The organism is Streptomyces sp. NPDC042346 (assembly GCF_055581845.1).
In genome coordinates this window covers 129503-153417 of sequence record NZ_JBVJEH010000003.1, presented here as the reverse complement: position 1 = coordinate 153417, position 23915 = coordinate 129503, and the positions used below count along the sequence as shown (strand labels likewise).

Below are 23915 nucleotides of genomic sequence, written 5' to 3'. Positions count from 1 at the left end.
CGAGTCTCCGTACGGACGTACGGAGATTCAGGCGTACGGGCGTACGACGCACGAGCCACCGGAATGGTTGCCTCCGCGTGCTGACGCGAACGTCGTCAGGACGAACAGCGGGAAGACGGCCTCGGCGCGGGGGCGGGGGTCGGGGCGCATGCCCTCGTCCAAGCCTGCGGGGCGGAGGACGGGAATCCGCTCGGATACTCAGCCGGGCGGACGGCCCGCACTCACCCGCGCACGCCCGCCGCACGCCTACCCGTACTCACACCCGCCCGTCCGCCGGTGCTCACACCCGCACGCCCGCCCGTACTCACCCGCGCCCGCCCGCCCGTGCTCACACCCGCTCGGGCTCCGGTTCCTCCGCCTCCCCGATGAAGGCGCTCCACAGCGACGCGTACCGGCCGCCCAGGGCGAGCAGTTCGTCGTGGGTGCCGTCCTCGGCGACCCGGCCGTGGTCCATCACGACCACCCGGTCCGCGCGGGCCGCCGTGGTCAGGCGGTGGGCGACGACGAGCGTCGTCCGGCGGCCCGCGAGCCGGTCGGTGGCCTGGTTGACCTGGGCCTCGGTGGCCAGGTCGAGGGCGGCCGTGGCCTCGTCGAGGAGCAGGACGTCCGGGTCGACGAGCTCGGCGCGGGCGAGCGCGATGAGCTGGCGCTGGCCGGCGGAGAGGTTGCGGCCCCGCTCGGCGACCTCGTGGAGGTAGCCGCCGTCGAGCGTGGCGATCATGTCGTGCGCGCCGACCGCGCGGGCCGCCGCCTCGACCTCCGCGTCGGTCGCCTCGGGGCGGCCGTAGGCGATGGCGTCGCGGACCGTCCCGGGGAAGAGGTACGCCTCCTGGGGGACGACCCCGAGCCGGTGGCGGTACGCGGTGAGGTCCAGGTCCCGCAGGTCGGTGCCGTCGGCGGTGACCCGGCCGCCCGTCGGGTCGTAGAACCGCGCGACCAGCTTGACCAGGGTCGACTTGCCCGCGCCGGTCTCGCCGACGAAGGCGACGGTCTGCCCGGCCGGGATGCGCAGGTCGATGCCGGTGAGGGCCTCTTCCTCGCCCCCGTACGCGAAGGACACGTCCTCGAACGCGATCTCGCCGCGCAGCGACCGCACGTCCCGGGGCGCGTCGGCGGCGGCCGTCGACGTCGGCTCCTGGAGCAGCTCCTGCATCCGCTTCAGCGAGACGGCGGCCTGCTGGTAGCCGTCGAAGACCTGCGAGAGCTGCTGCACGGGGGCGAAGAAGAGGTCGATGTAGAGGAGGTAGGCGACGAGCGCGCCGGTGGTGAGGGTGCCGCCGTCGATACGGTTCGCGCCGACGATCATGACGCCCGCGGCGGCCACCGAGGACAGCAGCGTCACGAACGGGAAGTAGATCGAGATCAGCCACTGGCCGCGGACGCGCGCCTCGCGGTACTCGTCGCTGCGGGCGGCGAACCGCTCCGCGCCCGAGCGCTCGCGGCGGAAGGCCTGCACGATCCGCAGCCCGACGACCGACTCCTGGAGGTCGGCGTTGACGACGCTGATCCGCTCGCGCGCCAGCTCGTACGCCTTCACGCTCGACCGGCGGAAGAAGTACGTGGCGACGGCGAGGACCGGCAGGGTCGCGAAGACGACCAGGGCCAGCTGGAGGTCGAGCACGAGCAGCGCGACCATGATCCCGAAGAAGGTCACGACCGAGACGAAGGCGGTGACCAGACCCGTCTGCAGGAACGTGGAGAGCGCGTCCACGTCCGTGGTCATGCGGGTCATGATCCGGCCGGTGAGCTCGCGCTCGTAGTAGTCCAGGCCGAGGCGCTGGAGCTGGGCGAAGATCTTCAGGCGCAGGGCGTAGAGGACCCGCTCGCCGGTGCGGCCCGTCATCCGGGTCTCGGCGGTCTGCGCGACCCACTGCACGAGCACGGTGACCAGGGCGAGCGCGGAGGCCGCCCAGACGGCGCCGATCGCGAGCCGGTTCACGCCCTCGTCGATGCCGTGCCGGATCAGGACCGGCAGCAGCAGGCCGGCGCCCGCGTCGAGGGCGACCAGGCCGAGGCTGATGAGCAGCGGGACGCCGAAGCCGCGGAGCAGCCGGCGCAGGCCGTACGCGTCCTCCGGGGAGACCGCGCGGGCCTCGTCGATCCCGGGGGTGTCGGTGGCGGGCGGCAGGGCCTCGACGGCGGCGAGCAGCTCGGGGGTGGCTCCGGGGGCCGGGCTCTCCTCGTCGGCGCGGCCGTCCCGTACCCACAGGGCCGGGGTGATGCCGCGCTCCGCGTCGAACTCGGCGTCGAGCTCGGCCCGCAGCGTGGCGTCCTCGGGGAGCTCGGCCGGGGTCACGTGCCCGGGCGAGACGGCGCCGAGCTCGTCGGGGTCGGTGAGGAGACGGCGGTAGAGCGCGGAGCGCTCCTCCAGCTCCTCGTGGGTGCCGATGTCGGAGAGCCGGCCGTCGTCGAGGACGGCGATGCGGTCGGCGAGGCCGAGGGTGGAGCGGCGGTGGGCGATGAGCAGGGTCGTACGGCCCGCCATGACCGCCTTCAGGGCCTCGTGGATCTCGTGCTCGACCTTGGCGTCGACGGCGGAGGTGGCGTCGTCGAGGAGGAGGAGCCGGGGGTCCATGAGGATCGCGCGGGCGAGCGCGACGCGCTGGCGCTGGCCGCCGGAGAGGGTGAGGCCGTGCTCGCCGACCTTGGTGTCGTACCCCTCGGGCAGCTCGGCGATGAACCGGTCGGCCTGGGCGGCGCGGGCGGCGGTCTCGATCTGCTCCTGGGTGGCGTCCGGGGCGCCGTACGCGATGTTGGCGCGGACCGTGTCGGAGAAGAGGAACGAGTCCTCGGGGACGAGGCCGATCGCGGCCCGCAGGGAGTCGAGGGTGAGCTCGCGGACGTCGTGGCCGCCGACGAGGACCGCGCCGTGGGTGACGTCGTAGAAGCGGGGCAGGAGGAGCGAGACGGTGGACTTGCCGGAGCCGGAGGCGCCGACGACGGCGACGGTCTCGCCGGAGCGGATGTCCAGGGAGAAGCCGTCGAGGACGGGGCGCCCGTCCTGGTACGAGAAGGAGACGTCGTCGAACTCGACGGTGGCCGGCGCGTCGGCCGGGAGCTCCTTCGTGCCGTCCTGGATCACCGGCTCGGTGTCGACGAGGTCGAGGACCCGCTCGACGCCCGCGCGGGCCTGCTGGCCGACGGTGAGGACCATGGCGAGCATCCGGACCGGGCCGACGAGGGACGCCAGGTAGGCGGAGAAGGCGACGAAGGTGCCGAGGGTGATCTGGCCCTTGTAGGCGAGCCAGCCGCCGAGGGCGAGGACGGCGACCTGGCCGAGGGCGGGCACGGCCTGGAGGGCGGGGGTGTACTTCGAGTTCAGCCTGATCGTGCGCAGCCGGCCGGCGAAGAGCTTGCGCCCGGCCTCCCGGATCTTGCCGGTCTCCTGGTCCTCCTGGCCGAAGCCCTTGACGACCCGGACGCCGGTCACGGACCCGTCGACGACGCCCGCGACGACCGCGGCCTGCTGCTGCGCGTGCCAGGTGGCGGGGTGGAGGCGGGTGCGGCTGCGCTTGGCGATGAACCAGAGGGCGGGGGCGACGGCGAGCGCGACGAGCGTGAGGGGGAGGGAGAGCCAGGCCATGACGGCCAGCGAGATGACGAAGAGCAGGACGTTCCCGATCGTCATCGGGAGCATGAAGAGAAGGCCCTGGATGAGTTGCAGGTCGCTGGTGGCCCGCCCGACGACCTGCCCGGTGGACAGCTCGTCCTGCCGCCGCCCGTCGAGCCGGGTGATGGTCCCGTACATGTCGGTACGGAGGTCGTGCTGGACGTCGAGGGCGAGACGGCCGCCGTAGTAGCGGCGGACGTACGTGAGGACGTACACGAGGACGGCGGCGCCTATGAGGAGCCCGGTCCAGACGCCGAGGTCCCGGGTCTTCGTCCCGACGACGTCGTCGATGATCACCTTGGTGACGAGCGGTACGAGGGCGAGCACGGCCATGCCGACGAGCGACGAGCCGAGCGCGAGCACCACGTTGGCCTTGTAGTGCCACGCGTACCCGGCCAGCCTGCGCGCCCATCCCTGCTGCCGCTCGCCCGCCTGTTTCTGCCCGACCGCCGCCACGAGTGGCCTCCCGTTCGTCCTGCTCTACCGGAAGGCCCAACACGCCTGGGCTGCGATTTCATCCCGCTGCAACAAACCGAGCGAGTGATAGGGAATGAGTCGCACCGAGGGACGACGGAGCGAGCAGCATCCGGGGACGGGGACGGGCCGGGAACGCCGCCGCCCCGCCACCCGGGCGAGGGCGGCGGGGCGGTTCGGGCGGGACGTCGGTCAGAGGTGCGTCGGTTCGAACATCCTCAGGAGGGCCGGGAGCACGACCACCGACGGGCCCGGGGTCGCCAGGGCCTTCGTCAGGTCGGTCGTCAGCGTTTCCGGGGTCGTCGTCGCCGCCGGGACGCCGAAGGACTCGGCGAGGGCGACGAAGTCCGGGCGGGTGAGCTCGGTGCCCGTGGCCTCGCCGAACGCGCCCGTCATGTACTCGCGCAGGATGCCGTAGCCGCCGTCGTCGACGATCAGCCAGGTCACGTCGAGGTCGTACTGCTTCGCCGTGGCCAGCTCCGCGATCGAGTACATCGCGCCGCCGTCGCCGGAGACCGCGAGGACCGGCTGCGAGGAGTCCGCGGCGGCCGCGCCGAGGGCGGCGGGGAAGCCGTAGCCGAGGCCGCCGGCGCCCTGGGCGGAGTGCATGGTGTTCGGGTGCCGGGCGTCGAAGGCCGACCACGCCCAGTACGCGAGGATCGTCATGTCCCAGAAGCTGGGGGCCCGGTCCGGGAGCGCCTCGCGCACCGCGGCGACGATCCGCTGCTCCAGACCGAGGTCCTGGGCGGCGATCCGGTCCCGCACCTTGGCCAGGACGGCCGAGACCCGCTCGGGGGCGGTCGGGTCCGTGCGCTCGTCGACCGTCTCCAGGAGCGCCTGGAGGGCGAGCCGGGCGTCCGCGTGGATGCCGAGCGCCGGGTGGTTCGACTCCAGCTTGCCCGCGTCGGCCTCGATCTGGATCACCCGGCCGCGCGGGGCGAAGGTGTGGTAGTTCGAGGACAGCTCGCCGAGGCCCGAGCCGACGACGAGGAGGACGTCGGCGTCCTCCAGGAAGTCGGTGGTGTGCCGGTCCTCCAGCCAGGACTGGAGCGAGAGCGGGTGCTCCCAGGGGAAGGCGCCCTTGCCGCCGAAGGTGGTGACGACGGGCGCGTCGATCCGCTCGGCGAGCGCGAGGAGCTTGCCGGCCGCGTCGGAGCGTACGACTCCGCCGCCCGCGATGATCACGGGCCGGGCGGCCTTCGCCAGCAGGTCGGCCGCGACGGCGGTGAGCTCGGGGCGCGGGACGACGTCCTCGGGGGTCGCGTCCATCGCCGTCACGACCGGCAGGGTCGTCTCGGCGAGGAGCACGTCCTGCGGGATCTCGACCCAGACGGGCCCGTGCGGGGCGGTGAGCGCCGATTCCCAGGCCGCGGCGATCGCGGACGGGATCTGGGACTGCGTACGGACCGTGTGGACGGACTTCACGACGTCCCGGAAGGAGGCCTGCTGGTCGCGCAGCTCGTGGAGGTAGCCGTGCCGGCCGCCGCCGAGCCCGGCGACCGGGATCTGGCTGCCGATCGCGAGGACCGGGGCGGACGCGGCGGCGGCCTCCTGGAGCGCGGCGAGCGACATGAGCGCGCCGGGTCCGGTGGAGAGCAGCAGCGGGGCGGCCTCGCCGGTGATCCGGCCGTAGGCGTCGGCGGCGAAGCCGGCGTTGTTCTCGACGCGGAGGCCGACGTACCGCAGGGCGGAGCGGCGCAGGGCGTCGAACATGCCGAGCGCGTGCTGGCCGGGGAGGCCGAAGACGGTGGTCGCGCCGAGGCCGGTGAGGGTCTCGACGACGAGGTCGCCGCCGTTGCGCCCGGCGGGCGGGTTGAGCGCGGCCTCGGTCTGCGCGGCGGTCGGGCGCAGGACCAGGTCGTGGTCGTGGGTCATGGACGGTCCCCTTGCGGCGTGGCGTGGCGTGGTCGGTGCGGTGCGGCCCGGCGGCCCGGCCCGGCGCCTGCCGTCGGCGGGCGCCGGGCCGGGCGGGACGTTACTTCGCTTCGCGGCTCGCCGCGATCTGGCGGGACATGATCGTCGTGAGTTCGTACGCCGTGTGCGACGCGGCGACCGCGGTGATCTCGGCGTGGTCGTAGGCCGGGGCGACCTCGACGACGTCGGCGGAGACCAGGTTGCAGGAGGAGAGGCCGCGGAGGATCTCCAGGAGCTCGCGGGAGGTCATGCCGCCGGCCTCGGGGGTGCCGGTGCCGGGCGCGTGGGCCGGGTCGAGGCAGTCGATGTCGATGGAGATGTACAGCGGGCGGTTGCCGATGCGCTGGCGGAGCTGGTCGGCGACCTCGTCGGCGCCGCGGCGGTAGATGTCGGCCGAGGTGACGATGCCGAAGCCCATCTTCTCGTCGTCGGTGAGGTCCTGCTTGCCGTAGAGGGGGCCGCGGGTGCCGACGTGGGAGAGCGCCTCGGTGTCGAGGATGCCTTCCTCGACGGCCCGGCGGAACGGCGTGCCGTGGGTGTACTCGGCGCCGAAGTACGTGTCCCAGGTGTCGAGGTGCGCGTCGAAGTGGAGCAGGGCGACGGGGCCGTGCTTCTTGGCGACGGAGCGCAGCAGCGGCAGCGCGATGGTGTGGTCGCCGCCGAGGGTCATCATGCGGGCGCCGGTGCCGAGGAGGTCGTCGGCGGCGGCCTCGATGGTCTCGACGGCCTCGTTGATGTTGAACGGGTTGGCGGCGATGTCACCGGCGTCCGCGACCTGGGCGAGGGCGAAGGGGGAGGCGTCCTGCGCCGGGTTGTAGGGGCGCAGGAGGCGGGAGGCCTCGCGGATGGCGTTGCCGCCGAAGCGGGCGCCGGGGCGGTAGGAGACGCCGCTGTCGAAGGGGACGCCGACCACGGCGATGTCGGTGGTGCCGACCTCGTCGAGTCGCGGCAGCCGGGCGAACGTCGCGGGACCGGCGTACCGCGGCGTGCGGGACGAGTCGATCGGGCCGCGCGGGGTGTTCTGGTCGCTGCTGCTCATGGCGGGTCCTCCTGGGTGTGGCGGGTGTCGTCCGGACGGGTCTCGTCCGGTGGTGCGGGTGGTTCAGCCGGTCGCGGCCACCGGGACGGGCCCGGCCTCCGGCTCGGGTGCTCCGGTGGTGTCCTGGCCCGCGAGCCGGGCTCGCCAGTTCGCGAGCACGGCCGCGTCCGTCGGGCGGGTCGCCAGGGAAACGATCACATACGCGGCGAGCGAGGCCAACAAACCATAGTAAACAGGCTCATTTGCCAGGATTCCGTAAGTCCACATCAGGCCAATGACGGCGAGACCGCCGACGGTGACCGCCGCGAGGGCGCCCTGGACGGTGCCGCGGCGCCAGAGCAGGCCGCCGAGGATCGGCACGAGGAGCCCGCCGACCAGCAGGTTGTAGGCGACGGTGAGGGCCTGCACGACGTCGTTCAGGGCGATGGCGATGACGATGACCGCGACGCCCATGATCAGGATGAAGAGGCGGTTGCCCTTCACTTCGTCGTGGTCGTCCTTGTCCGCGGTCGCGGTGCCGCGCAGCCGCGACCAGATGTCGTTGTTGGCGACGGTGGCGCAGGCGATGAGCGCGCCCGAGGAGGTGGACATGACGGCGGCGAGCGCGGCGGCGAGGACGAGGCCCCGGACGCCCATCGGCAGCTCGTCCTTGACGATGGTGGCGAAGGCGTCGTCGGCGCTGGGCAGGTTCGGGTAGAGCACCTTGGCCGCGGTCCCGATGACGGCGCCGGCCAGCGCGTACAGCAGACAGTAGGTGCCGGCGACGGTGCCGCCCCACTTGGCGACCTTGTCGGTGCGGGCGGTGAAGACCCGCTGCCAGATGTCCTGGCCGATGAGCATGCCGAAGGTGTAGATCAGCACGTACGTGAAGATCGTCTCGCCGCCGATGCCGAGGGGCTCGAAGTACGAGGTGGGCAGCGCGGCCTTCATCTCGGCGAAGCCGCCGGCCTTGACGACGGCGATCGGCAGGAGCAGGAGCAGCACGCCGATGGTCTTCACCACGAACTGGACCATGTCGGTGATGGTGATCGACCACATGCCGCCGAGCGTCGAGTAGGCGACGACGATGGTGCCGCCGAGGATGATCGCGAGCGTCCGGGGGAGGTCGAAGAGGACGTCGAAGATCGTGGCGTAGGCGATGGTCGAGGTGACCGCGAGCATCAGCGTGTACGCCCACATGACGACGCCCGAGATGACGCCGGCCCGGCCGCCGTAGCGCAGGTCGAGCATCTCGGAGACGGTGTAGACCTTCAGCCGCGCGATCCGGGCGGAGAAGAAGACGGAGAGGGCGAGCAGGCCGAGGCCGATGGCGAAGACCATCCAGGCGCCCGAGAGGCCGTACTTGTAGCCGAGCCCGACACCGCCGATGGTGGAGGCGCCGCCGAGGACGATGGCGGCCATCGTCCCGGAGTACATCCAGGGCCCGAGGCGGCGGCCCGCGACCAGGAACTCGCTCTTGGACTTGGCGCGGCGCATGCCCCACCAGCCCATCGCCAGCATGCCGGCCAGATACAGGGCGATCACTGTGTAGTCGACGGCCATGCGGCCCTCCTTCGCGAACCTCGGTGGCGTGTCGTGCGGGGGAATGACCCAGGTGCTGATCGCGGGGACATCCGCCCGTACCCGCGGCTCTGGGATGTCACGACAGTAGGTGGCCGGAATGCGACGAAGAAGTGTACGTTTCCTCCACTGTCCGGGCGGGGGATGTACGAAAGGCCCATGACGTCCATGCCCCCGACGACTCCCACGCCCCCTGTGGATCCGGCCTCCACTCCCCCGGCGCCACCGGTCCCGCTGGCCGCGCTGCTCGCCCGCCGGGACCTCGGGCTCCGGCTGCTCACCGGGTCCGAGGACGTCCCGCTCCACTGGGTGCACACCTCGGAGATGGCCGACCCGTATCCGTACCTCCTCGGCGGCGAGCTGCTCATGACGGCCGGCGTCCTGCTCACCGACCCGGCGCACTACGTCTCCCGCGTGGTGGAGGCGGGGGCGGCGGCGCTCGGTTTCGGGGTGACGCCCGTCTACGACACGGTCCCGGCGGAGCTCGTCGAGGCCTGCGCCCGGCACGGCCTCCCGCTGGTCGAGGTGCCGCCGAAGACCCCGTTCACGGCGGTGGCCCGGGCGCTGTGGCGGCTCATGGCGGAGGCCCGGCTGCACGAGCTGCGCCGGGTGACGGAGGCGCAGCAGTCCCTGGCGACGGCCGCGGCCCGGCCCGCCCCGGTCCCGGCGGTGCTCGGCGCGCTGGCGTCCCGGCTGGGCGGGCGGGCGGTGCTGTTCGGGGCGGACGGTACGGAGTCGACGGCGGCGGGCCGGGCGATCCCGGACGAGGCGGCGCGGGCGCTGCGCGGGCTGGTGGGGGTCCTCGGGCCGCGACCCGGCGGTCCCGCCTCGGCGAGCGGGGACGGCGGCGGACTCCGGCTCGCCGCGTACGCGCTGGGCGGCGGGGACGGGCTGACGCTCGGGGTGGCGGCGGAGCGGCGCGATCCCGGCGACCACACGATCGCGGGCGTCGCCGTGGTGCTGCTGTCGCTCCTGACGGCCCCGCACCGGGGCGCGGACGTGACGGTACGGGACGGGGCCCTGGTGCGGCTCCTCCTGGGCGCGGCCCCGGAGGAGGTCGCGGGGGCGCTGGGCGCGGGGCCCTGGACGGTGGTCCACGCCCGCGGCGGCGACGGCACCCCGTTCGCGGCGACGGCGCTCGCGGCGGCCCTGGGCACACCGCTGGTGGAGGCCGCCCCGTCGGAGGAGGCGGGCAGCGGCCCTTCCCACGGCACCCCCGTGACCGTGCGACTGCTGCTGCCCGCCTCCGCCCCCGTGACCGTCCAGCCCGGCTGGACCCTCGGGGTCGGTGCGCCCGCCGAGGCGGCGGAGCTCGCCGCCGCCGACGCGCAGGCGGCCCGGGCCCTGCGCCGGGCGGAGGCCACCCGGACGCCCCTGGCCCGGCACCGCCCGGGTGGCATCGCCGCCCTGGTGGACCCGGACGAGGCCGCCGCCCACGCCCGCGCGCTGCTCGCCCCTCTGACGGAACCGCTCGGAGAGACCCTGCGCGTCTGGCTGTCCCTGCACGGCAGCTGGGACCGGACGGCGGCGGCGATGGACATCCACCGCAACACCGTCCGGCAGCGGATCACCCGCTGCGCCGCGCTCCTGGAGCGGGACCTGGACGACCCGGACGTCCGGATGGAGCTGTGGTTCGCCCTCGGCACGGTGTAGCCCGGAACCGGATCCGCGGGCACGACAGCGGCGCGCCCGGGTTCCGGCCTCGCCGCCGCGGAGCCGTGGTGAGCCCTTGGGGGAGCCCCCGGGTCAGTAGAGCTTGTTGACGGCGGTCTTCGTCGTCGTGCGGAAGGCGGTCAGCGGGGCGTCCTTGAAGTCGCCCATCTGACCCCAGCGGACGAGGGTGACGGTGCGGCCGTCGCGGCCGACGGAGAAGAGGTGGATGTCGGTGATGCCGATCTGCGGGTCGGCGGTGTCCAGGCTGTAGACCCAGGCGCCCTCCTCGACGGCGAGCTTGCCGTGGGAGGCGCTGACGGCGTGGAGGCCCGGGTTCTGCCGCTCCAGCAGGGGCCCGCAGCCGGCGAGGGCCTTGCGGAGGGTGTCGACCAGCTTCACGGCGTCGGCCTCGGTGCGGGCGACGGTGGTGATCTGGACGCCGTTGGTGTCGAGCTCGGTGCTGAACTCGCGGTAGCGGGTGTTCTGCGCCGGGATCTTGTACGGGGCGCAGAGGGCGCCGCCGTTCTCCGGGACGCCGGTGAAGACCTGGGTGGCGGTCCACGGCGTCGACGACGGCGGCATCTGGGAGGCGGCGAGGAAGGCGGGCTGGGCGGCGGCCTGCGCCGGGCCCGTGGCGAGGGCGGCGAGGCCCAGGGCGGCAGCGGCGGTGGCGGCGAGTGCGGTACGGAGCTTGTTCATGGTGGTGAATCCCCCGTCGGGTCGTTCGGTCAGTGCTTCCACCAGCGTCGGGGCCCCGCCCGCCCCGGGCAACGGTGGCGCGCCCTCCACCCGTCCCGGAACCATCCCACCCCCGCTGACGTGCAAGGACATAAAGCGTGGGACGCAGGGGCGAGGGGGATGGAATGCCGAAGGACGCCGCCGTCGAGGAGTTCGCGCGGCTCGTGCGCGCGCTGAAGGCGCGGGACGGGCGCAGTTACGAGGCGCTGGGCCGGCGCCTGAGCGTCGGCGCGTCCACCCTCCACCGCTACTGCTCGGGCGCGACCGTCCCGGAGGAGTTCGCCGTGGTCGACCGCCTCGCCCTGCTGTGCGGGGCGGGCGAGGAGGAGCGGCGGGCCCTGGAGGTGGCCTGGGGCCGCGCGGACCGCACCCGTCGCCCTCCGGTGCCGGAGCCCGACGCGGAGCCCGCGCCCGGCCCGGAACCGAAGCCGGCACCGGAGCCCGAGCCGGCCGCGGAGCCGGAGTCCGACCCGGCGCCGGAGTCCGACCCGGCCCCGGAGCCTGCGCCCGACCCGGACCCCGAGCCTGCGCCCGGGCCCGAGCTGGAACCCGTGCACGCGCGCGTGCCGGGCCTCCCGTCCGAGCGGCGGAGGCGCCGGTGGGGGTGGGTGGGCGTGGTCGGCGGGGCGCTGGCGGTCGTGGGGACGGTGACGCTCGGAGCCGTACTCCTGCCCGGGAAGACCCCGGAGCGGGCCGCCGAACCACCGGCGCCGCTGACGTGGACGGTCGCCTCGCACCTCTGGAAGAACGGGTGCGGGCACACCTACCTCGTGGAGCGGACGCCCCCTCCCCCGCCGGAGGCGGCCGACGCGCGGAGCTGGGCGGCGGCGCGGGGGGCCGTGCACGGCGGGGAGACCCTGGTGCGGGTGTCGGTGCAGGGGAAGGGCGCGGCGGCGGTGGTGCTCCAGGCGCTGCACGTGCGGGTGGTGGAGCGGGGCGCGCCGCTGCCGTGGGCGGCGTACCGGATGGACGACGGGTGCGGCGGGGCGGTGACGCCGCGCCTCTTCGAGGTGGACCTGGACCGGCCGCGGCCGGTGGCGCGGGCGCTGGACGGGTACGACGCCTCCGGGGAGGAGGGCCGGACGCTCCCGGCGGTCTCCTTCCCGTACGCGGTCAGCGCCGCCGAGCCGGAGGAGCTGCTGGTCTCGGCGGGGGCGGCGGGGTGCGACTGCCGCTGGTACCTGGAGCTGGAGTGGAGCTCGGAGGGGCGCCGGGGCACGGTCCGGATCGGGGACGAGGACGGCGCACCCTTTCGGACGAGCGGGGCGAAGGGGCGGCCCGTGTACGGGTACGACTCCGTGGGGCGGGCCTGGATCACAGGCGAGGAGTCTGGACAGGGTGGGTGACCGCTGGGTAACTTCGTTGACGACAGACTGAGCAAGCGCTTAGACAACTGGGCCCGCCCGCACACCGGAGGAGTCGCACCGTGCGCCGTACCGTATTCAACGAGGACCACGAGGCGTTCCGGGAGACCATCCGCGCCTTCATCGAGGCCGAGGTCGTCCCCGTCTACGACGAGTGGTTCGCGGCGGGCCAGGCGCCGCGCGAGTTCTACGACAAGCTCGGCGAGCTGGGCATCTTCGGCATCAACGTGCCCGAGGAGTTCGGCGGCGCGGGCCTGGACACCCACAAGTTCGAGGCCGTCCTGTACGAGGAGACCTCGCGCGCGGGCGTGGCCTTCGGCGGCTCCGGCGTGCACGTGCTGCTCGCCCTCCCCTACATCAAGATGCTCTCCACCGACGAGCAGAAGAAGCGCTACCTGCCGAAGTTCGTCACCGGCGAGGAGATGTGGGCGCTGGCGATGACCGAGCCGGGCACCGGCTCCGACGTCGCGGGCATGAAGACCACCGCCAAGCTCTCCGAGGACGGCACGCACTACGTCCTCAACGGCTCGAAGACCTTCATCACCGGTGGCGTCCACGCCGACCGCGTGATCGTCTGCGCCCGGACGTCCGCCCCGTCGGCCGAGGACCGCCGCTTCGGCATCTCCCTCTTCGCCGTGGACACCAAGTCCGAGGGCTACTCCATCGGCCGCAAGCTGGACAAGCTGGGCCTGCGCACCTCCGACACGGCCGAGCTGGCCTTCGTCGACGTCAAGGTGCCGGTCGAGGACCTGATGGGCGAGGAGGGCAAGGGCTTCTCCTACCTCGGCCACAACCTGGCCTCCGAGCGCTGGGGCATCGCCTTCGGCGCCTACGCCCAGGCCAAGGCCGCCGTCCGCTTCGCCAAGGACTACGTGCAGGACCGCACCGTCTTCGGCAAGCCGGTCGCGCACTTCCAGAACACCAAGTTCGAGCTGGCCGCCTGCCAGGCCGAGGTGGACGCGGCCGAGGCCGTCGCCGACCGCGCCCTGGAGGCCCTGGACGCCGGCGAGCTGTCCCCGGCCGAGGCCGCGAGCGCCAAGCTCTTCTGCACCGAGGTCGCGCACCGCGTCATCGACCGCTGCCTCCAGCTGCACGGCGGCTACGGCTACATGAACGAGTACCCGATCGCCCGCCTGTACGCCGACAACCGCGTCAACCGCATCTACGGCGGCACCAGCGAGATCATGAAGTCGATCATCGCGAAGTCGATGGGCCTGTAGTCCAGGTGCCCGAACCGCACGACGCACTGGATGCCCTGCTCGATCTGCTCGACCTGGAGCGGATCGAGCGGGACATCTTCCGCGGGGAGTCCCGCTCCGCGCTCGTCCCCCGCGTCTTCGGCGGCCAGGTGGCCGCCCAGGCGCTGGTGGCGGCGGGCCGCACCGTGCCCGAGGACCGGCTCGCACACTCCCTGCACGCGTACTTCCTGCGCCCCGGGGACCCGGGCGCGCCGATCGTCTACACGGTCGACCGCATCCGCGACGGCCGCTCCTTCACCACCCGCCGGGTCGTCGCCGTCCAGCACGGCCAGCCGATCTTCCACCTCTCCGCCTCCTTCCAGGCGTACGAGGAGGGGCTCGACCACCAGGCGGACATGCCGGCCGCGCCGGACCCGGAGTCGCTGCCGACGGCCGCCGAGATGCTTCCCCGGCACCTGCCGGCGGAGGTCGCGGAACGGCTGGTCGAGGCGCGGGCGGCGGTGGACCTGCGGTACGCCGACACCCCGCCCTGGGGCTCCGTCGGGGAACCGCGCGAGCCGCGCTCGCAGGTGTGGTTCCGTACGAACGGCAAGCTGGCCGACGACCACCTGCTGCACGTCTGCCTGGCGACGTACGTCTCCGACATGACGCTGCTCGACTCCGTCCTGCTCGCGCACGGGCGGGGCGGCTGGGCCGTCGGGGACGTGGTCGGGGCCTCCCTCGACCACGCCATGTGGTTCCACCGGCCCTTCCGGGCCGACGAATGGCTGCTCTACGACCAGGAGTCGCCCTCCGCCTCCGGCGGACGCGGACTCGGCCAGGCCCGGATCTGGACGCAGGACGGGAAGCTGGCCATCTCCGTCATCCAGGAGGGTGTCGTTCGCGTTCCGCGCTGATGATCGGACATACCGTCCGGTCATGGCGGATAACGGCGAAAGCACGGGGACCGGCGAGCGCGCGGGAAACGGCGAGCACGCGGGCACCGGCGAGAGCCCGGGGAACGGCGAGAGCACCGTCACGGTGATCGTGGCGGCGGCGGCGAACCTCGGGATCGCCGTCGCCAAGGCCGTCGCCGGCATCATCAGCGGATCGAGCGCGATGCTGTCGGAGGCGGCCCACTCGGTCGCCGACACCGTCACCGAGGGCATGCTGCTCACCGCGCTCAAGCGGAGCGACAAACCGGCCGACGAGGAGCATCCCGTCGGATACGCGGGCGAACGGTACGTGTGGGCGATGCTGGCGGCCGTCGCGACCTTCGTCGGCGGCGCGGTCTTCTCCATCTACGACGGCATCCACACCCTCGTCCACGGCGAGGAGCTCGGCGACCCGCTCGTCTCCTACATCGTCCTCGGCGTCGCCTTCCTCCTGGAGGGCTACTCCCTGCGGACCGGGATCAAGCAGGTCCAGGCCGAGGCGGAGCGGATGAAGACCCCGCTCGGCCGCTACCTCCGGTACACCGCGGACACCACCGTCAAGGCGGTGGTCATGGAGGACTCCGCCGCCCTCGCCGGACTGATGCTGGCGGCGGGCAGCCTCCTCGGCGGCCAGATCACCGGCTCCGGCGTCTGGGACGGCGTCGCCTCGATCCTCATCGGCTTCCTGCTCGTGTACGTGGCCTGGGTCCTCGGCCGCTCCAACGCCGAACTCCTCATCGGCCGCCCGCTCCCCCGGTCCCTGCGGGACGCGGTCCGCGAGGAACTGCTCACCGTCCCGCACATCGTGGACGTCGTCGAGCTGACGACCCTCATCCAGGGGCCCTCCGAGGTCCTGATCGCCGCGAAGATCGACTTCCGGGACGTGGCCTCGGCGGAACAGATCGAATGGACCTGCGAGGACGCCGAGGCCCAGCTCCGCGAGCGCTTCCCGTCGATCCGCCGGGTGTACCTGGACCCGACGCCGGGCCTGGGCCAGCTCCGGGCCAGGCCCTCGGATCCCTCAGAGCAGGCCTGAGGCGTCCAGCGTGTACGCCGTCATCGGCTCGTAGAAGCGGGGGTCGACGACGTGGTCGTCGAGCGGGATCGTGACCTGCATCGTGCCCTCGGCCTCCCCGATGAAGAGGGCGGGGTCGTTGCAGTCCGCGTAACCGACGGAGTCGATGCCACGCTGGCCCGCGCGCCCGGCCCAGCCGTGGTCCGCGATGACCAGGTCGGGACGGCCCTCCTCGCCGAGCGCGTCGAGGATCGCGTTCATCGGCTCCGGGGAGTGGGTGTGCCAGAGGGTGGCACCGCGCTCGAAGACGGCGACGTCGGCGAACTGCACGACGTACCCCTCGTCGGCGATCAGCCCGCCGGGGATGCGGACGATGTCGCAGCCCTGGGCGCGCAGCGCGGCGGCGACCCGGCTGTGGACGTCGATGAGCGCGCCCGGGTGACCGGTCGCGAAGAGGACCCGCTCCTTGCCGGCGGCGGCCTTGCGGAGGCGGGCGGCCATCCGGTCGAGGCCGTCGACGGTCAGCTCGGGGTCGATGGTGTCCTGGCCGGTCCGGTGGGCCGGGTCGTCGACGACCCCGCACCGCTCGGCCATCACGGCGAGCACGTCCTGCTCGTCGGCCCAGCGGTCGCCCAGCTCCAGACCGAGCCAGTAGTGCCGGTCGCCGTTGGCGAGCTTTCTGTAGTGGGACAGGTTGTTGTCGCGCGGCGTGGCCACGTCTCCGGCGATCCGGGTGCGGACGAGGTGCTCGACAAGGGCGGGGCGGCTGAGTATCGGCATGGGGTTCATTCTGTCCGAGTGCGCTCTGTGACGAGCAGCCCGTCCCGGACTACGGACCCCGGACCCCGTCGCGCCCTACTCGGCCCCCAGCGCTCCGAACGCCCCGTGCGCCAGCCGGCGCAGCAGCGCCTCCATCGGTTCGCGCCCGAGTGCGGCCAGGTGCGGGGTCGAGTTCAGGAGCCCGAAGACGGCGTGGACGGTGGTCCGCACCTCGGCCTCGCCGACGGCCGGGTACAGCTCCCGCACCACCGGCACCCACAGCTCCACGTACTGGCGCTGGAGCTGCCGCACCCGCTTGCGGTCCTCGTCCTTGAGCCGGTCGAGCTCCCGGTCGTGGAGCGTGATCAGCGGCCGGTCGTCGAGGGCGAAGTCGATGTGCCCGTCGACGAGGGAGGCGAGGACGGCCTCCGGGTCGCCGGTGGTCTCGCCGACCCGGATGCGCCCGCCGGTGAGGAGCCGCTCGCTGATCCCGACGAGCAGCTCGGCGAGCATCGCGTCCTTGCCGGGGAAGTGGCGGTAGAGCCCGGGGCCGCTGATGCCGACGGCCGCTCCTATCTCGTCCACGCCCACGCCGTGGAAGCCGCGCTCGGCGAACAGGCGGGCGGCCTCTTTGAGGATCTGCTCGCGTCGCGTCGGTGCGGTGGTCCTGGCGGTCGTGGTCATGCGATCGATTCTAGACAACCCGGTTAGCGGTCGTTAACCTGAGCGGCATACGTTAACGCTCATTAACCGAGCAAGGGAGCTCGAGGGATGCAGCAGGCACCTGTGCTGACGAGCGCGGCGGATCCCGCGTCCGCGGCCTGGCAGGCCAACGAGGCAGCGCACCACGAGCTGGCCGCGACCCTGCGCGCCAAGCTCGCCGCCGCCGCGCTGGGGGGCGGTGAGAAGTCCCGCGCCCGGCACACGGCGCGCGGGAAGCTGCTGCCGCGGGACCGCGTGGACACGCTCCTCGACCCGGGCTCTCCGTTCCTGGAGCTGGCCCCGCTCGCGGCGAACGGGATGTACGGCGACCAGGCCCCGGCCGCCGGCGTCATCGCCGGCATCGGCCGGGTCTCGGGCCGCGAGTGCGTGATCGTCGCGAACGACGCCACGGTCAAGGGCGGCACGTACTACCCGATGACCGTGAAGAAGCACCTGCGCGCCCAGGAGGTGGCGCTGGAGAACCGTCTCCCCTGCCTCTACCTGGTCGACTCCGGCGGCGCGTTCCTGCCCATGCAGGACGAGGTCTTCCCCGACCGGGAGCACTTCGGGCGGATCTTCTACAACCAGGCCCGGATGTCGGGCGCCGGCATCCCGCAGATCGCGGCGGTCCTCGGCTCGTGCACGGCGGGCGGCGCGTACGTCCCGGCGATGAGCGACGAGGCCGTGATCGTACGGAACCAGGGCACGATCTTCCTGGGCGGTCCGCCGCTGGTGAAGGCGGCGACCGGCGAGGTCGTCACGGCGGAGGAGCTCGGCGGCGGCGAGGTCCACTCGCGGATCTCCGGCGTCACCGACCACCTCGCGGAGGACGACGCGCACGCCCTGCGGATCGTCCGGAACATCGTCGCGACGCTCCCCGAGCGCGGCCCGCTCCCCTGGTCGGTCGAGCGGCCCGAGGAGCCGAAGGTCGACCCCGCCGGGCTGTACGGCGCGGTGCCGGTGGACTCCCGCACCCCGTACGACGTGCGCGAGGTGATCGCCCGGGTCGTGGACGGCTCCCGCTTCCAGGAGTTCAAGTCCGAGTACGGGCAGACGCTGATCACCGGCTTCGCCCGCATCCACGGCCACCCGGTCGGGATCGTCGCCAACAACGGCATCCTGTTCGCCGAGTCCGCCCAGAAGGGCGCGCACTTCATCGAGCTGTGCGACCAGCGCGGGATCCCGCTCGTCTTCCTCCAGAACATCACCGGCTTCATGGTCGGCAAGGCGTACGAGCACGGCGGCATCGCCAAGCACGGCGCCAAGATGGTCACGGCCGTGGCCACCACCCGGGTCCCGAAGCTGACGGTCGTCGTCGGCGGTTCGTACGGCGCGGGCAACTACTCGATGTGCGGCCGGGCGTACTCGCCGCGCTTCCTGTGGATGTGGCCCAACGCCAAGATCTCCGTCATGGGCGGCGAGCAGGCCGCGTCCGTCCTCGCGACGGTCAAGCGGGACCAGCTCGGCGACGAGTGGAGCGCGGAGGACGAGGAGGCCTTCAAGGCTCCGATCCGCGAGCAGTACGAGACCCAGGGCAGCGCCTACTACGCGAGCGCCCGGCTCTGGGACGACGGGGTCATCGACCCGCTGGAGACCCGGCAGGTCCTCGGCCTCGCCCTGACCGCCTGTGCCAACGCGCCGCTGGGTGACCCCCAGTTCGGCGTCTTCCGGATGTGAAGGGCTCCCAAGAGATGCGCAGCATGTTCGACACCGTGCTGGTGGCCAACCGAGGAGAGATCGCCGTCCGCGTCATCCGCACCCTGCGGGAGATGGGCGTGCGGTCGGTGGCCGTCTACAGCGACGCGGACGCCGACGCCCGGCACGTACGGGAGGCGGACACGGCGGTACGGATCGGTCCGCCGCCGGCCGCCGAGTCGTACCTGTCCGTCCCCGCCCTCCTCGACGCCGCCGCCCGCACCGGGGCGCAGGCCGTGCACCCGGGGTACGGCTTCCTCGCGGAGAACGCCGGCTTCGCGCGGGCGTGCGCCGACGCGGGTCTGGTCTTCATCGGCCCGACCGCCGAGGCGATCGCCCTGATGGGCGACAAGATCCGGGCGAAGGAGACCGTCAAGGCGGCGGGCGTGCCCGTCGTCCCCGGCGCGGCCGACCCCGAACTGGTCGAGGCGGCCCGCGAGCTGGGCGCACCCGTCCTCCTCAAGCCGTCCGCCGGCGGCGGCGGCAAGGGCATGCGGCTCGTCCGGGACCTGGCGGTCCTGGAGGAGGAGATCGCGGCGGCCCGCCGGGAGGCACGGGCCTCGTTCGGTGACGACACGCTGCTCGTGGAGCGGTGGATCGACCGGCCGCGGCACATCGAGATCCAGGTCCTCGCGGACACCCACGGGAACGTGATCCACCTGGGCGAGCGCGAGTGCTCGCTCCAGCGCCGCCACCAGAAGATCATCGAAGAGGCGCCGTCCGTGCTCCTCACCCCGGAGGTCCGGGCGTCGATGGGCGCGGCGGCCGTCGAGGCGGCGCGCTCCTGCGGCTATGTGGGCGCGGGCACGGTCGAGTTCATCGTCCCGGGCGTCGACCCGTCGGCGTACTACTTCATGGAGATGAACACCCGCCTCCAGGTCGAGCACCCGGTGACGGAGCTGATCACCGGCGTCGACCTGGTGGAGTGGCAGCTGCGGGTCGCCGCGGGCGAGCCGCTCCCGTTCGCGCAGTCGGACATCACGCTGACCGGCTGGGCGATCGAGGCCCGCATCTGCGCGGAGGACCCCTCGCGGGGCTTCCTCCCCTCGGGTGGCACGGTGCTCGCCCTGAACGAACCGCAGGGACAGGGCGTCCGTACGGACTCGGGCCTGTCGCAGGGCACGGAGGTCTCGTCCCTGTACGACCCGATGCTGTCGAAGGTCATCGTCCACGCCCCGGACCGCCCCACGGCCCTGCGCCGGCTGCGCGCGGCCCTCGCCGACACGGTCACCCTCGGCGTCCCCACGAACGCGGGCTTCCTGCGGAGGCTGCTGGCCCACCCGGACGTCGTCTCCGGTGCCCTGGACACGGGCTTGGTGGAACGGGAAGCGGAAAGCCTGGTCCCGTCGGGCGTCCCGGAAGAGGTGTACGCGGCGGCGGCGGCCGTACGGCTGGCGGAGCTGACCCCGGCGCCCCGGGACGGCTGGGCGGACCCCTTCTCGGTCCCGAGCGGCTGGCGGCTCGGCGGGCGTCCGGCCCCGCTGCCCTTCCCCGTACGCGTCCCGGGACTCGAACCCGTGACGGTCGAGGCGCCGGGCGGCGCCCGGGTCACGGACACCGCCGTGACGGTCACGCTCGACGGGCTCACCCATCACTTCCACCGCAGCGGCAACTGGCTCGGCCGGGACGGCGATTCCTGGCACGTGCTCGACCACGACCCCGTCGAGGCCGCGCTCAGCGGGGCCCGGCACGGTGGGGCGGACACGCTCGCCGCGCCGATGCCCGGTACCGTCACCGTCGTCAAGGTGGCCGTCGGGGACGAGGTCGAGGCCGGGCAGAGCCTGCTCGTCGTCGAGGCGATGAAGATGGAGCACGTCATCTCCGCCCCGCACGCCGGCACCGTCACCGAGCTCGACGTCACGCCCGGTTCCACCGTCGCCATGGACCAGATCCTGGCCGTCGTCGCCCCCCGGGAGGAATCATGACCACGGGCCTGGGTCTGCCCATGACCGTGCGCGACCCCGCTCTGCCCGCCCGGGTGCGGATCCACGAGGTCGGGGCCCGCGACGGGCTGCAGAACGAGAAGTCGGCCGTCCCGACCGCCGTGAAGGCCGAGTTCATCCGGCGGCTCGCCGCCGCCGGCCTGGACACGGTCGAGGCGACCAGCTTCGTGCACCCGAAGTGGGTGCCCCAACTGGCGGACGCCGAGGAGCTGTTCCCGCTCGTCCGCGACCTGCCCGTCCGCCTCCCGGTCCTCGTGCCGAACGAGCGCGGTCTCGACCGGGCCCTCGCGCTCGGGGCGCGGGAGATCGCGGTCTTCGCCTCCGCGACGGAGTCCTTCGCGAAGGCCAACCTCAACCGGACCGTCGACGAGGCGCTCGCGCTCTTCGCGCCGACGGTCACCCGCGCCATAGAGGCGGGGCTCAAGGTCCGCGGCTATCTGTCGATGTGCTTCGGCGACCCCTGGGAGGGCGCCGTCCCGATCGAGCAGGTCGTCCGCGTCACGAAGGCCCTCGCCGAGATGGGCTGCGACGAGCTGAGCCTGGGCGACACCATCGGTGTCGCCACCCCGGGCCACGTCCAGGCGCTCCTGGCCGCGCTCGACGAGGCCGGGGTCCCCGCCTCCCGTATCGCCGTGCACTTCCACGACACCTACGGACAGGCCCTGTCCAACACCCTCACCGCGCTGCGGCACGGGGTGACCACGGTCGACGCCTCCGCCGGCGGCCTCGGCGGCTGCCCGTACGCGAAGAGCGCGACCGGCAATCTCGCCACCGAGGACCTCGTGTGGATGCTCGACGGTCTCGGCATCGAGACCGGGGTCGATCTGGCCGCCCTCACCGCCACGAGCGGGTGGATGGCCGAACAGCTGGGCCGGCCCAGCCCTTCCCGTACCGTCCGCGCCCTCTCCCACAAGGAGTGACGAAACCCATGTCCCTCGACCACCGGCTCACCGAAGAGCACGAGGAACTCCGCCGTACCGTCGAGGCCTTCGCGCACGACGTCGTCGCCCCGAAGATCGGCGACTACTACGAGCGGCACGAGTTCCCGTACGAGATCGTCGCCGAGATGGGCCGCATGGGCCTGTTCGGGCTGCCGTTCCCCGAGGAGTACGGCGGCATGGGCGGTGACTACCTCGCGCTCGGCATCGCCCTGGAGGAGCTCGCCCGGGTCGACTCCTCCGTCGCCATCACGCTGGAGGCGGGCGTCTCCCTCGGCGCCATGCCGGTCTTCCGTTTCGGCACGGAGGAGCAGAAGCGGGAGTGGCTGCCGAAGCTGACCAGCGGCGAGATGCTGGGCGCCTTCGGTCTGACGGAGCCGGGCGCGGGCAGCGACGCCGGCGGCACCCGCACCACGGCCGTCCGGGACGGCGACCACTGGGTCATCAACGGTTCGAAGTGCTTCATCACCAACTCCGGTACGGACATCACGGGTCTGGTGACGGTCACGGCGGTCACCGGCCGCAAGCCCGACGGCCGCCCGCTGATCTCCTCGATCATCGTCCCGTCCGGCACGCCGGGCTTCACGGTCGCCGCCCCGTACTCGAAGGTCGGCTGGAACGCCTCGGACACCCGGGAGCTCTCCTTCTCCGACGTCCGCGTCCCCGTGGAGAACCTGCTCGGCGAAGAGGGCCGCGGTTACGCGCAGTTCCTGCGGATCCTGGACGAGGGCCGGGTCGCGATCGCGGCGCTCGCCACCGGGCTCGCGCAGGGTTGTGTGGACGAGTCGGTGAAGTACGCGCACGAGCGCCACGCCTTCGGCCGGCCGATCGCCGACAACCAGGCGATCCAGTTCAAGATCGCCGACATGGAGACGAAGGCTCACATGTCCCGGATCGGCTGGCGGGACGCGGCCTCGCGGCTCGTCCTCGGCGAGCCGTTCAAGAAGGAGGCGGCGATCGCGAAGCTGTACTCCTCCACGGTGGCGGTGGACAACGCCCGTGAGGCGACCCAGATCCACGGCGGCTACGGCTTCATGAACGAGTACCCGGTGGCCCGCATGTGGCGCGACTCGAAGATCCTGGAGATCGGCGAGGGCACGAGCGAGGTCCAGCGCATGCTGATCGCGCGGGAGTTGGGCCTTCCGGCCTGATCCACCGACGCACCGAAGGAGCCCGTCACCCCCACCCGGGGCGGCGGGCTCCTTCGCGTGATCCACGCCTCACGCCCCCACCCCTACTGATCGACGTTTGGTTAGGCTAACCTACCTTCGACTTACCTTGGCCCAGCATTTCGGCCCCACTTCGGCCGACCCCTGCTCGTACCGAAAGCGACTCCGCCATGCCCAGCACCGCCCGCGCCACCCGTCTCACCCGTCGCGGCCTGCTGGCCGCGGGCGGTGCCCTCGGGCTCGGCGCCGCGCTCGCCGCCTGCGGCAGCGACACGAAGAAGGACGGCGGCGCGACGGCCCCCTCCGCCTCGGCCAAGTCCGGTTCCTGGGAGTTCAAGGACGACCGCGGCCTGACCGTGAAGGCGAAGGCCACCCCGAAGCGGATCGTCGCCTTCACCGGCACCGCCGCCGCCCTGCACGACTTCGGCGTCGAGGTCGTCGGCGTCTTCGGCCCGACCTACGTCGAGGACCCGAAGACCAAGGCGAGGAAGCCGGACGTCCAGGCGGGCGACCTCGACATCGACAAGGTCGCGGTCATCGGCAACGTCTGGGGCGAGTTCAAGATCGAGGAGTACCTCAAGCTGAACCCCGAGGTCCTCGTCACGGACATGTGGGAGAAGAACGACCTCTGGTACGTCCCGGCGGAGCAGAAGGACAAGATCCTCAAGATCGCCCCGAGCGTCGCCCTGTGGGCCTCGGACCTGTCGATGCCGGCCGTCCTCCAGCGCCATGCCGACCTGGCCGCCTCGCTCGGCGCCGACGTGCAGACCGCGCAGATCAAGGCCGACAAGGCCCGCTTCGAGGCCGCCGCCGAGCGCGTCCGCAAGGCCGCCAAGAGCAAGAAGGACATCAAGGTCCTGATCGGCTCCGGCTCCCCCGACCTCTTCTACGTCTCCACCCCGGTCCGCCCGACCGACACGCTCTTCTTCAAGGAGCTCGGCGTCAACCTGGTCGTCCCGACCAAGCTGGACCAGGGCGGCTGGTTCGAGGGCCTCAGCTGGGAGAACGTCGACAAGTACCAGGCCGACGTCATCATGCTCGACAACCGCACCGGCACCCTCCAGCCCGAGCAGCTGAAGGCCAAGCCGACCTGGGGCGCGCTGCCCGCCGTCAAGGCCGGCCAGGTGATCCCGCGCGTGACCGAGCCCGTCTACTCCTACGCCAAGTGCGCCCCGCTCCTGGAGGACCTGGCGAAGGCCCTGGAGAACGCGAAGAAGGTGTCCTGACCC

Annotated in this window: 17 protein-coding genes; 10 read left to right on the top strand and 7 right to left on the bottom strand. The window is 72.8% G+C overall.

The genetic code is table 11. From position 1 onward, the window contains the following. Positions 1–328: 328 nt before the first annotated feature. From ACZ6K0_RS14400 to ACZ6K0_RS14385, 4 genes are all read right to left on the bottom strand, one after another. Complete coding sequence (locus tag ACZ6K0_RS14400; protein WP_376405638.1) at positions 329–4066, bottom strand: ABC transporter ATP-binding protein; 3738 nt, start codon at positions 4064–4066, stop codon at positions 329–331. 210 nt (positions 4067–4276) lie between these two features. Then, entirely contained in the window at positions 4277–5959 is a 1683-nt protein-coding gene (locus ACZ6K0_RS14395) for a thiamine pyrophosphate-binding protein (RefSeq protein WP_469233695.1), read from the bottom strand. A gap of 100 nt (positions 5960–6059) precedes the next feature. Further along, complete coding sequence (speB, locus tag ACZ6K0_RS14390; protein WP_376405634.1) at positions 6060–7037, bottom strand: agmatinase; 978 nt, start codon at positions 7035–7037, stop codon at positions 6060–6062. 63 nt (positions 7038–7100) lie between these two features. After that, positions 7101–8579, bottom strand: a complete 1479-nt coding sequence (locus ACZ6K0_RS14385) for a sodium:solute symporter family protein (protein ID WP_376405632.1) — start codon at positions 8577–8579, stop codon at positions 7101–7103. Positions 8580–8765: 186 nt separating this feature from the next. Between ACZ6K0_RS14385 and ACZ6K0_RS14380 the strand changes: the two genes are divergently transcribed. Beyond that, positions 8766–10250, top strand: a complete 1485-nt coding sequence (locus tag ACZ6K0_RS14380; RefSeq protein ID WP_469233830.1) for a PucR family transcriptional regulator — start codon at positions 8766–8768, stop codon at positions 10248–10250. Positions 10251–10343: 93 nt separating this feature from the next. Here the strand turns inward: ACZ6K0_RS14380 and ACZ6K0_RS14375 are convergent, their stop codons facing one another. Continuing rightward, the gene (locus ACZ6K0_RS14375; protein WP_469233698.1) at positions 10344–10949 is read right to left on the bottom strand and encodes a hypothetical protein; all 606 of its coding nucleotides are present in this window, start codon (positions 10947–10949) and stop codon (positions 10344–10346) included. A gap of 164 nt (positions 10950–11113) precedes the next feature. On the opposite strand from ACZ6K0_RS14375, the gene ACZ6K0_RS14370 reads away from it, so the two are divergent. The 4 genes from ACZ6K0_RS14370 to ACZ6K0_RS14355 all read left to right on the top strand — a co-directional run bounded on the left by ACZ6K0_RS14370 (position 11114) and on the right by ACZ6K0_RS14355 (position 15501). After that, positions 11114–12334, top strand: a complete 1221-nt coding sequence (locus tag ACZ6K0_RS14370; RefSeq protein ID WP_469233700.1) for a helix-turn-helix domain-containing protein — start codon at positions 11114–11116, stop codon at positions 12332–12334. A gap of 80 nt (positions 12335–12414) precedes the next feature. Next, the gene (locus ACZ6K0_RS14365) at positions 12415–13572 is read left to right on the top strand and encodes an acyl-CoA dehydrogenase family protein (protein ID WP_376405626.1); all 1158 of its coding nucleotides are present in this window, start codon (positions 12415–12417) and stop codon (positions 13570–13572) included. Positions 13573–13577: 5 nt separating this feature from the next. Next, positions 13578–14447 carry an acyl-CoA thioesterase II gene (tesB, locus tag ACZ6K0_RS14360; RefSeq protein WP_376405624.1) on the top strand — a complete coding sequence of 290 codons (870 nt, stop codon included), beginning with the start codon at positions 13578–13580 and terminating at the stop codon, positions 14445–14447. Between the two features lie 22 nt (positions 14448–14469). Then, positions 14470–15501 carry a cation diffusion facilitator family transporter gene (locus ACZ6K0_RS14355; protein WP_469233702.1) on the top strand — a complete coding sequence of 344 codons (1032 nt, stop codon included), beginning with the start codon at positions 14470–14472 and terminating at the stop codon, positions 15499–15501. On the opposite strand, the gene ACZ6K0_RS14350 is transcribed toward ACZ6K0_RS14355, so the two are convergent. Both ACZ6K0_RS14350 and ACZ6K0_RS14345 read right to left on the bottom strand, forming a co-directional pair. Further along, positions 15487–16260: a phosphatase gene (locus ACZ6K0_RS14350; protein WP_376405620.1), complete on the bottom strand. Its 774-nt coding sequence runs from the start codon at positions 16258–16260 to the stop codon at positions 15487–15489. The genes ACZ6K0_RS14355 and ACZ6K0_RS14350 overlap by 15 nt on opposite strands. A 75-nt stretch (positions 16261–16335) precedes the next feature. Next, entirely contained in the window at positions 16336–16923 is a 588-nt protein-coding gene (locus ACZ6K0_RS14345) for an SACE_7040 family transcriptional regulator (protein WP_376405618.1), read from the bottom strand. 87 nt (positions 16924–17010) lie between these two features. On the opposite strand from ACZ6K0_RS14345, the gene ACZ6K0_RS14340 reads away from it, so the two are divergent. The 5 genes from ACZ6K0_RS14340 (at position 17011) to ACZ6K0_RS14320 (ending at position 23912) form a co-directional block, all read left to right on the top strand. Further along, on the top strand, positions 17011–18618 hold the full coding sequence (locus tag ACZ6K0_RS14340; RefSeq protein ID WP_376405616.1) for a carboxyl transferase domain-containing protein: 1608 nt from the start codon (positions 17011–17013) through the stop codon (positions 18616–18618). A 14-nt stretch (positions 18619–18632) separates the two neighbouring features. Next, positions 18633–20561 carry an ATP-binding protein gene (locus ACZ6K0_RS14335; RefSeq protein ID WP_376405614.1) on the top strand — a complete coding sequence of 643 codons (1929 nt, stop codon included), beginning with the start codon at positions 18633–18635 and terminating at the stop codon, positions 20559–20561. Continuing rightward, positions 20558–21499: a hydroxymethylglutaryl-CoA lyase gene (locus tag ACZ6K0_RS14330; protein ID WP_376405612.1), complete on the top strand. Its 942-nt coding sequence runs from the start codon at positions 20558–20560 to the stop codon at positions 21497–21499. The genes ACZ6K0_RS14335 and ACZ6K0_RS14330 overlap by 4 nt, the downstream gene beginning before the upstream one ends. An 8-nt stretch (positions 21500–21507) precedes the next feature. Beyond that, the gene (locus ACZ6K0_RS14325) at positions 21508–22668 is read left to right on the top strand and encodes an acyl-CoA dehydrogenase family protein (protein WP_376405610.1); all 1161 of its coding nucleotides are present in this window, start codon (positions 21508–21510) and stop codon (positions 22666–22668) included. Between the two features lie 188 nt (positions 22669–22856). Continuing rightward, positions 22857–23912 carry an ABC transporter substrate-binding protein gene (locus tag ACZ6K0_RS14320; protein ID WP_469233707.1) on the top strand — a complete coding sequence of 352 codons (1056 nt, stop codon included), beginning with the start codon at positions 22857–22859 and terminating at the stop codon, positions 23910–23912. The last annotated feature ends 3 nt before the right edge of the window (positions 23913–23915 follow it).

Excerpts from the sequence above, each read along its gene's own strand:
- ACZ6K0_RS14395 (WP_469233695.1), bottom strand. The coding sequence starts at position 5,959 with ATGACCCACGACCACGACCTGGTCCTGCGCCCGACCGCCGCGCAGACC.
- speB (WP_376405634.1), bottom strand. The coding sequence starts at position 7,037 with ATGAGCAGCAGCGACCAGAACACCCCGCGCGGCCCGATCGACTCGTCC.
- ACZ6K0_RS14385 (WP_376405632.1), bottom strand. The coding sequence starts at position 8,579 with ATGGCCGTCGACTACACAGTGATCGCCCTGTATCTGGCCGGCATGCTG.
- ACZ6K0_RS14380 (WP_469233830.1), top strand. The coding sequence starts at position 8,766 with ATGCCCCCGACGACTCCCACGCCCCCTGTGGATCCGGCCTCCACTCCC.
- ACZ6K0_RS14375 (WP_469233698.1), bottom strand. The coding sequence starts at position 10,949 with ATGAACAAGCTCCGTACCGCACTCGCCGCCACCGCCGCTGCCGCCCTG.
- ACZ6K0_RS14370 (WP_469233700.1), top strand. The coding sequence starts at position 11,114 with ATGCCGAAGGACGCCGCCGTCGAGGAGTTCGCGCGGCTCGTGCGCGCG.
- ACZ6K0_RS14355 (WP_469233702.1), top strand. The coding sequence starts at position 14,470 with ATGGCGGATAACGGCGAAAGCACGGGGACCGGCGAGCGCGCGGGAAAC.
- ACZ6K0_RS14350 (WP_376405620.1), bottom strand. The coding sequence starts at position 16,260 with ATGCCGATACTCAGCCGCCCCGCCCTTGTCGAGCACCTCGTCCGCACC.
- ACZ6K0_RS14345 (WP_376405618.1), bottom strand. The coding sequence starts at position 16,923 with ATGACCACGACCGCCAGGACCACCGCACCGACGCGACGCGAGCAGATC.
- ACZ6K0_RS14340 (WP_376405616.1), top strand. The coding sequence starts at position 17,011 with ATGCAGCAGGCACCTGTGCTGACGAGCGCGGCGGATCCCGCGTCCGCG.
- ACZ6K0_RS14335 (WP_376405614.1), top strand. The coding sequence starts at position 18,633 with ATGCGCAGCATGTTCGACACCGTGCTGGTGGCCAACCGAGGAGAGATC.
- ACZ6K0_RS14330 (WP_376405612.1), top strand. The coding sequence starts at position 20,558 with ATGACCACGGGCCTGGGTCTGCCCATGACCGTGCGCGACCCCGCTCTG.
- ACZ6K0_RS14325 (WP_376405610.1), top strand. The coding sequence starts at position 21,508 with ATGTCCCTCGACCACCGGCTCACCGAAGAGCACGAGGAACTCCGCCGT.
- ACZ6K0_RS14320 (WP_469233707.1), top strand. The coding sequence starts at position 22,857 with ATGCCCAGCACCGCCCGCGCCACCCGTCTCACCCGTCGCGGCCTGCTG.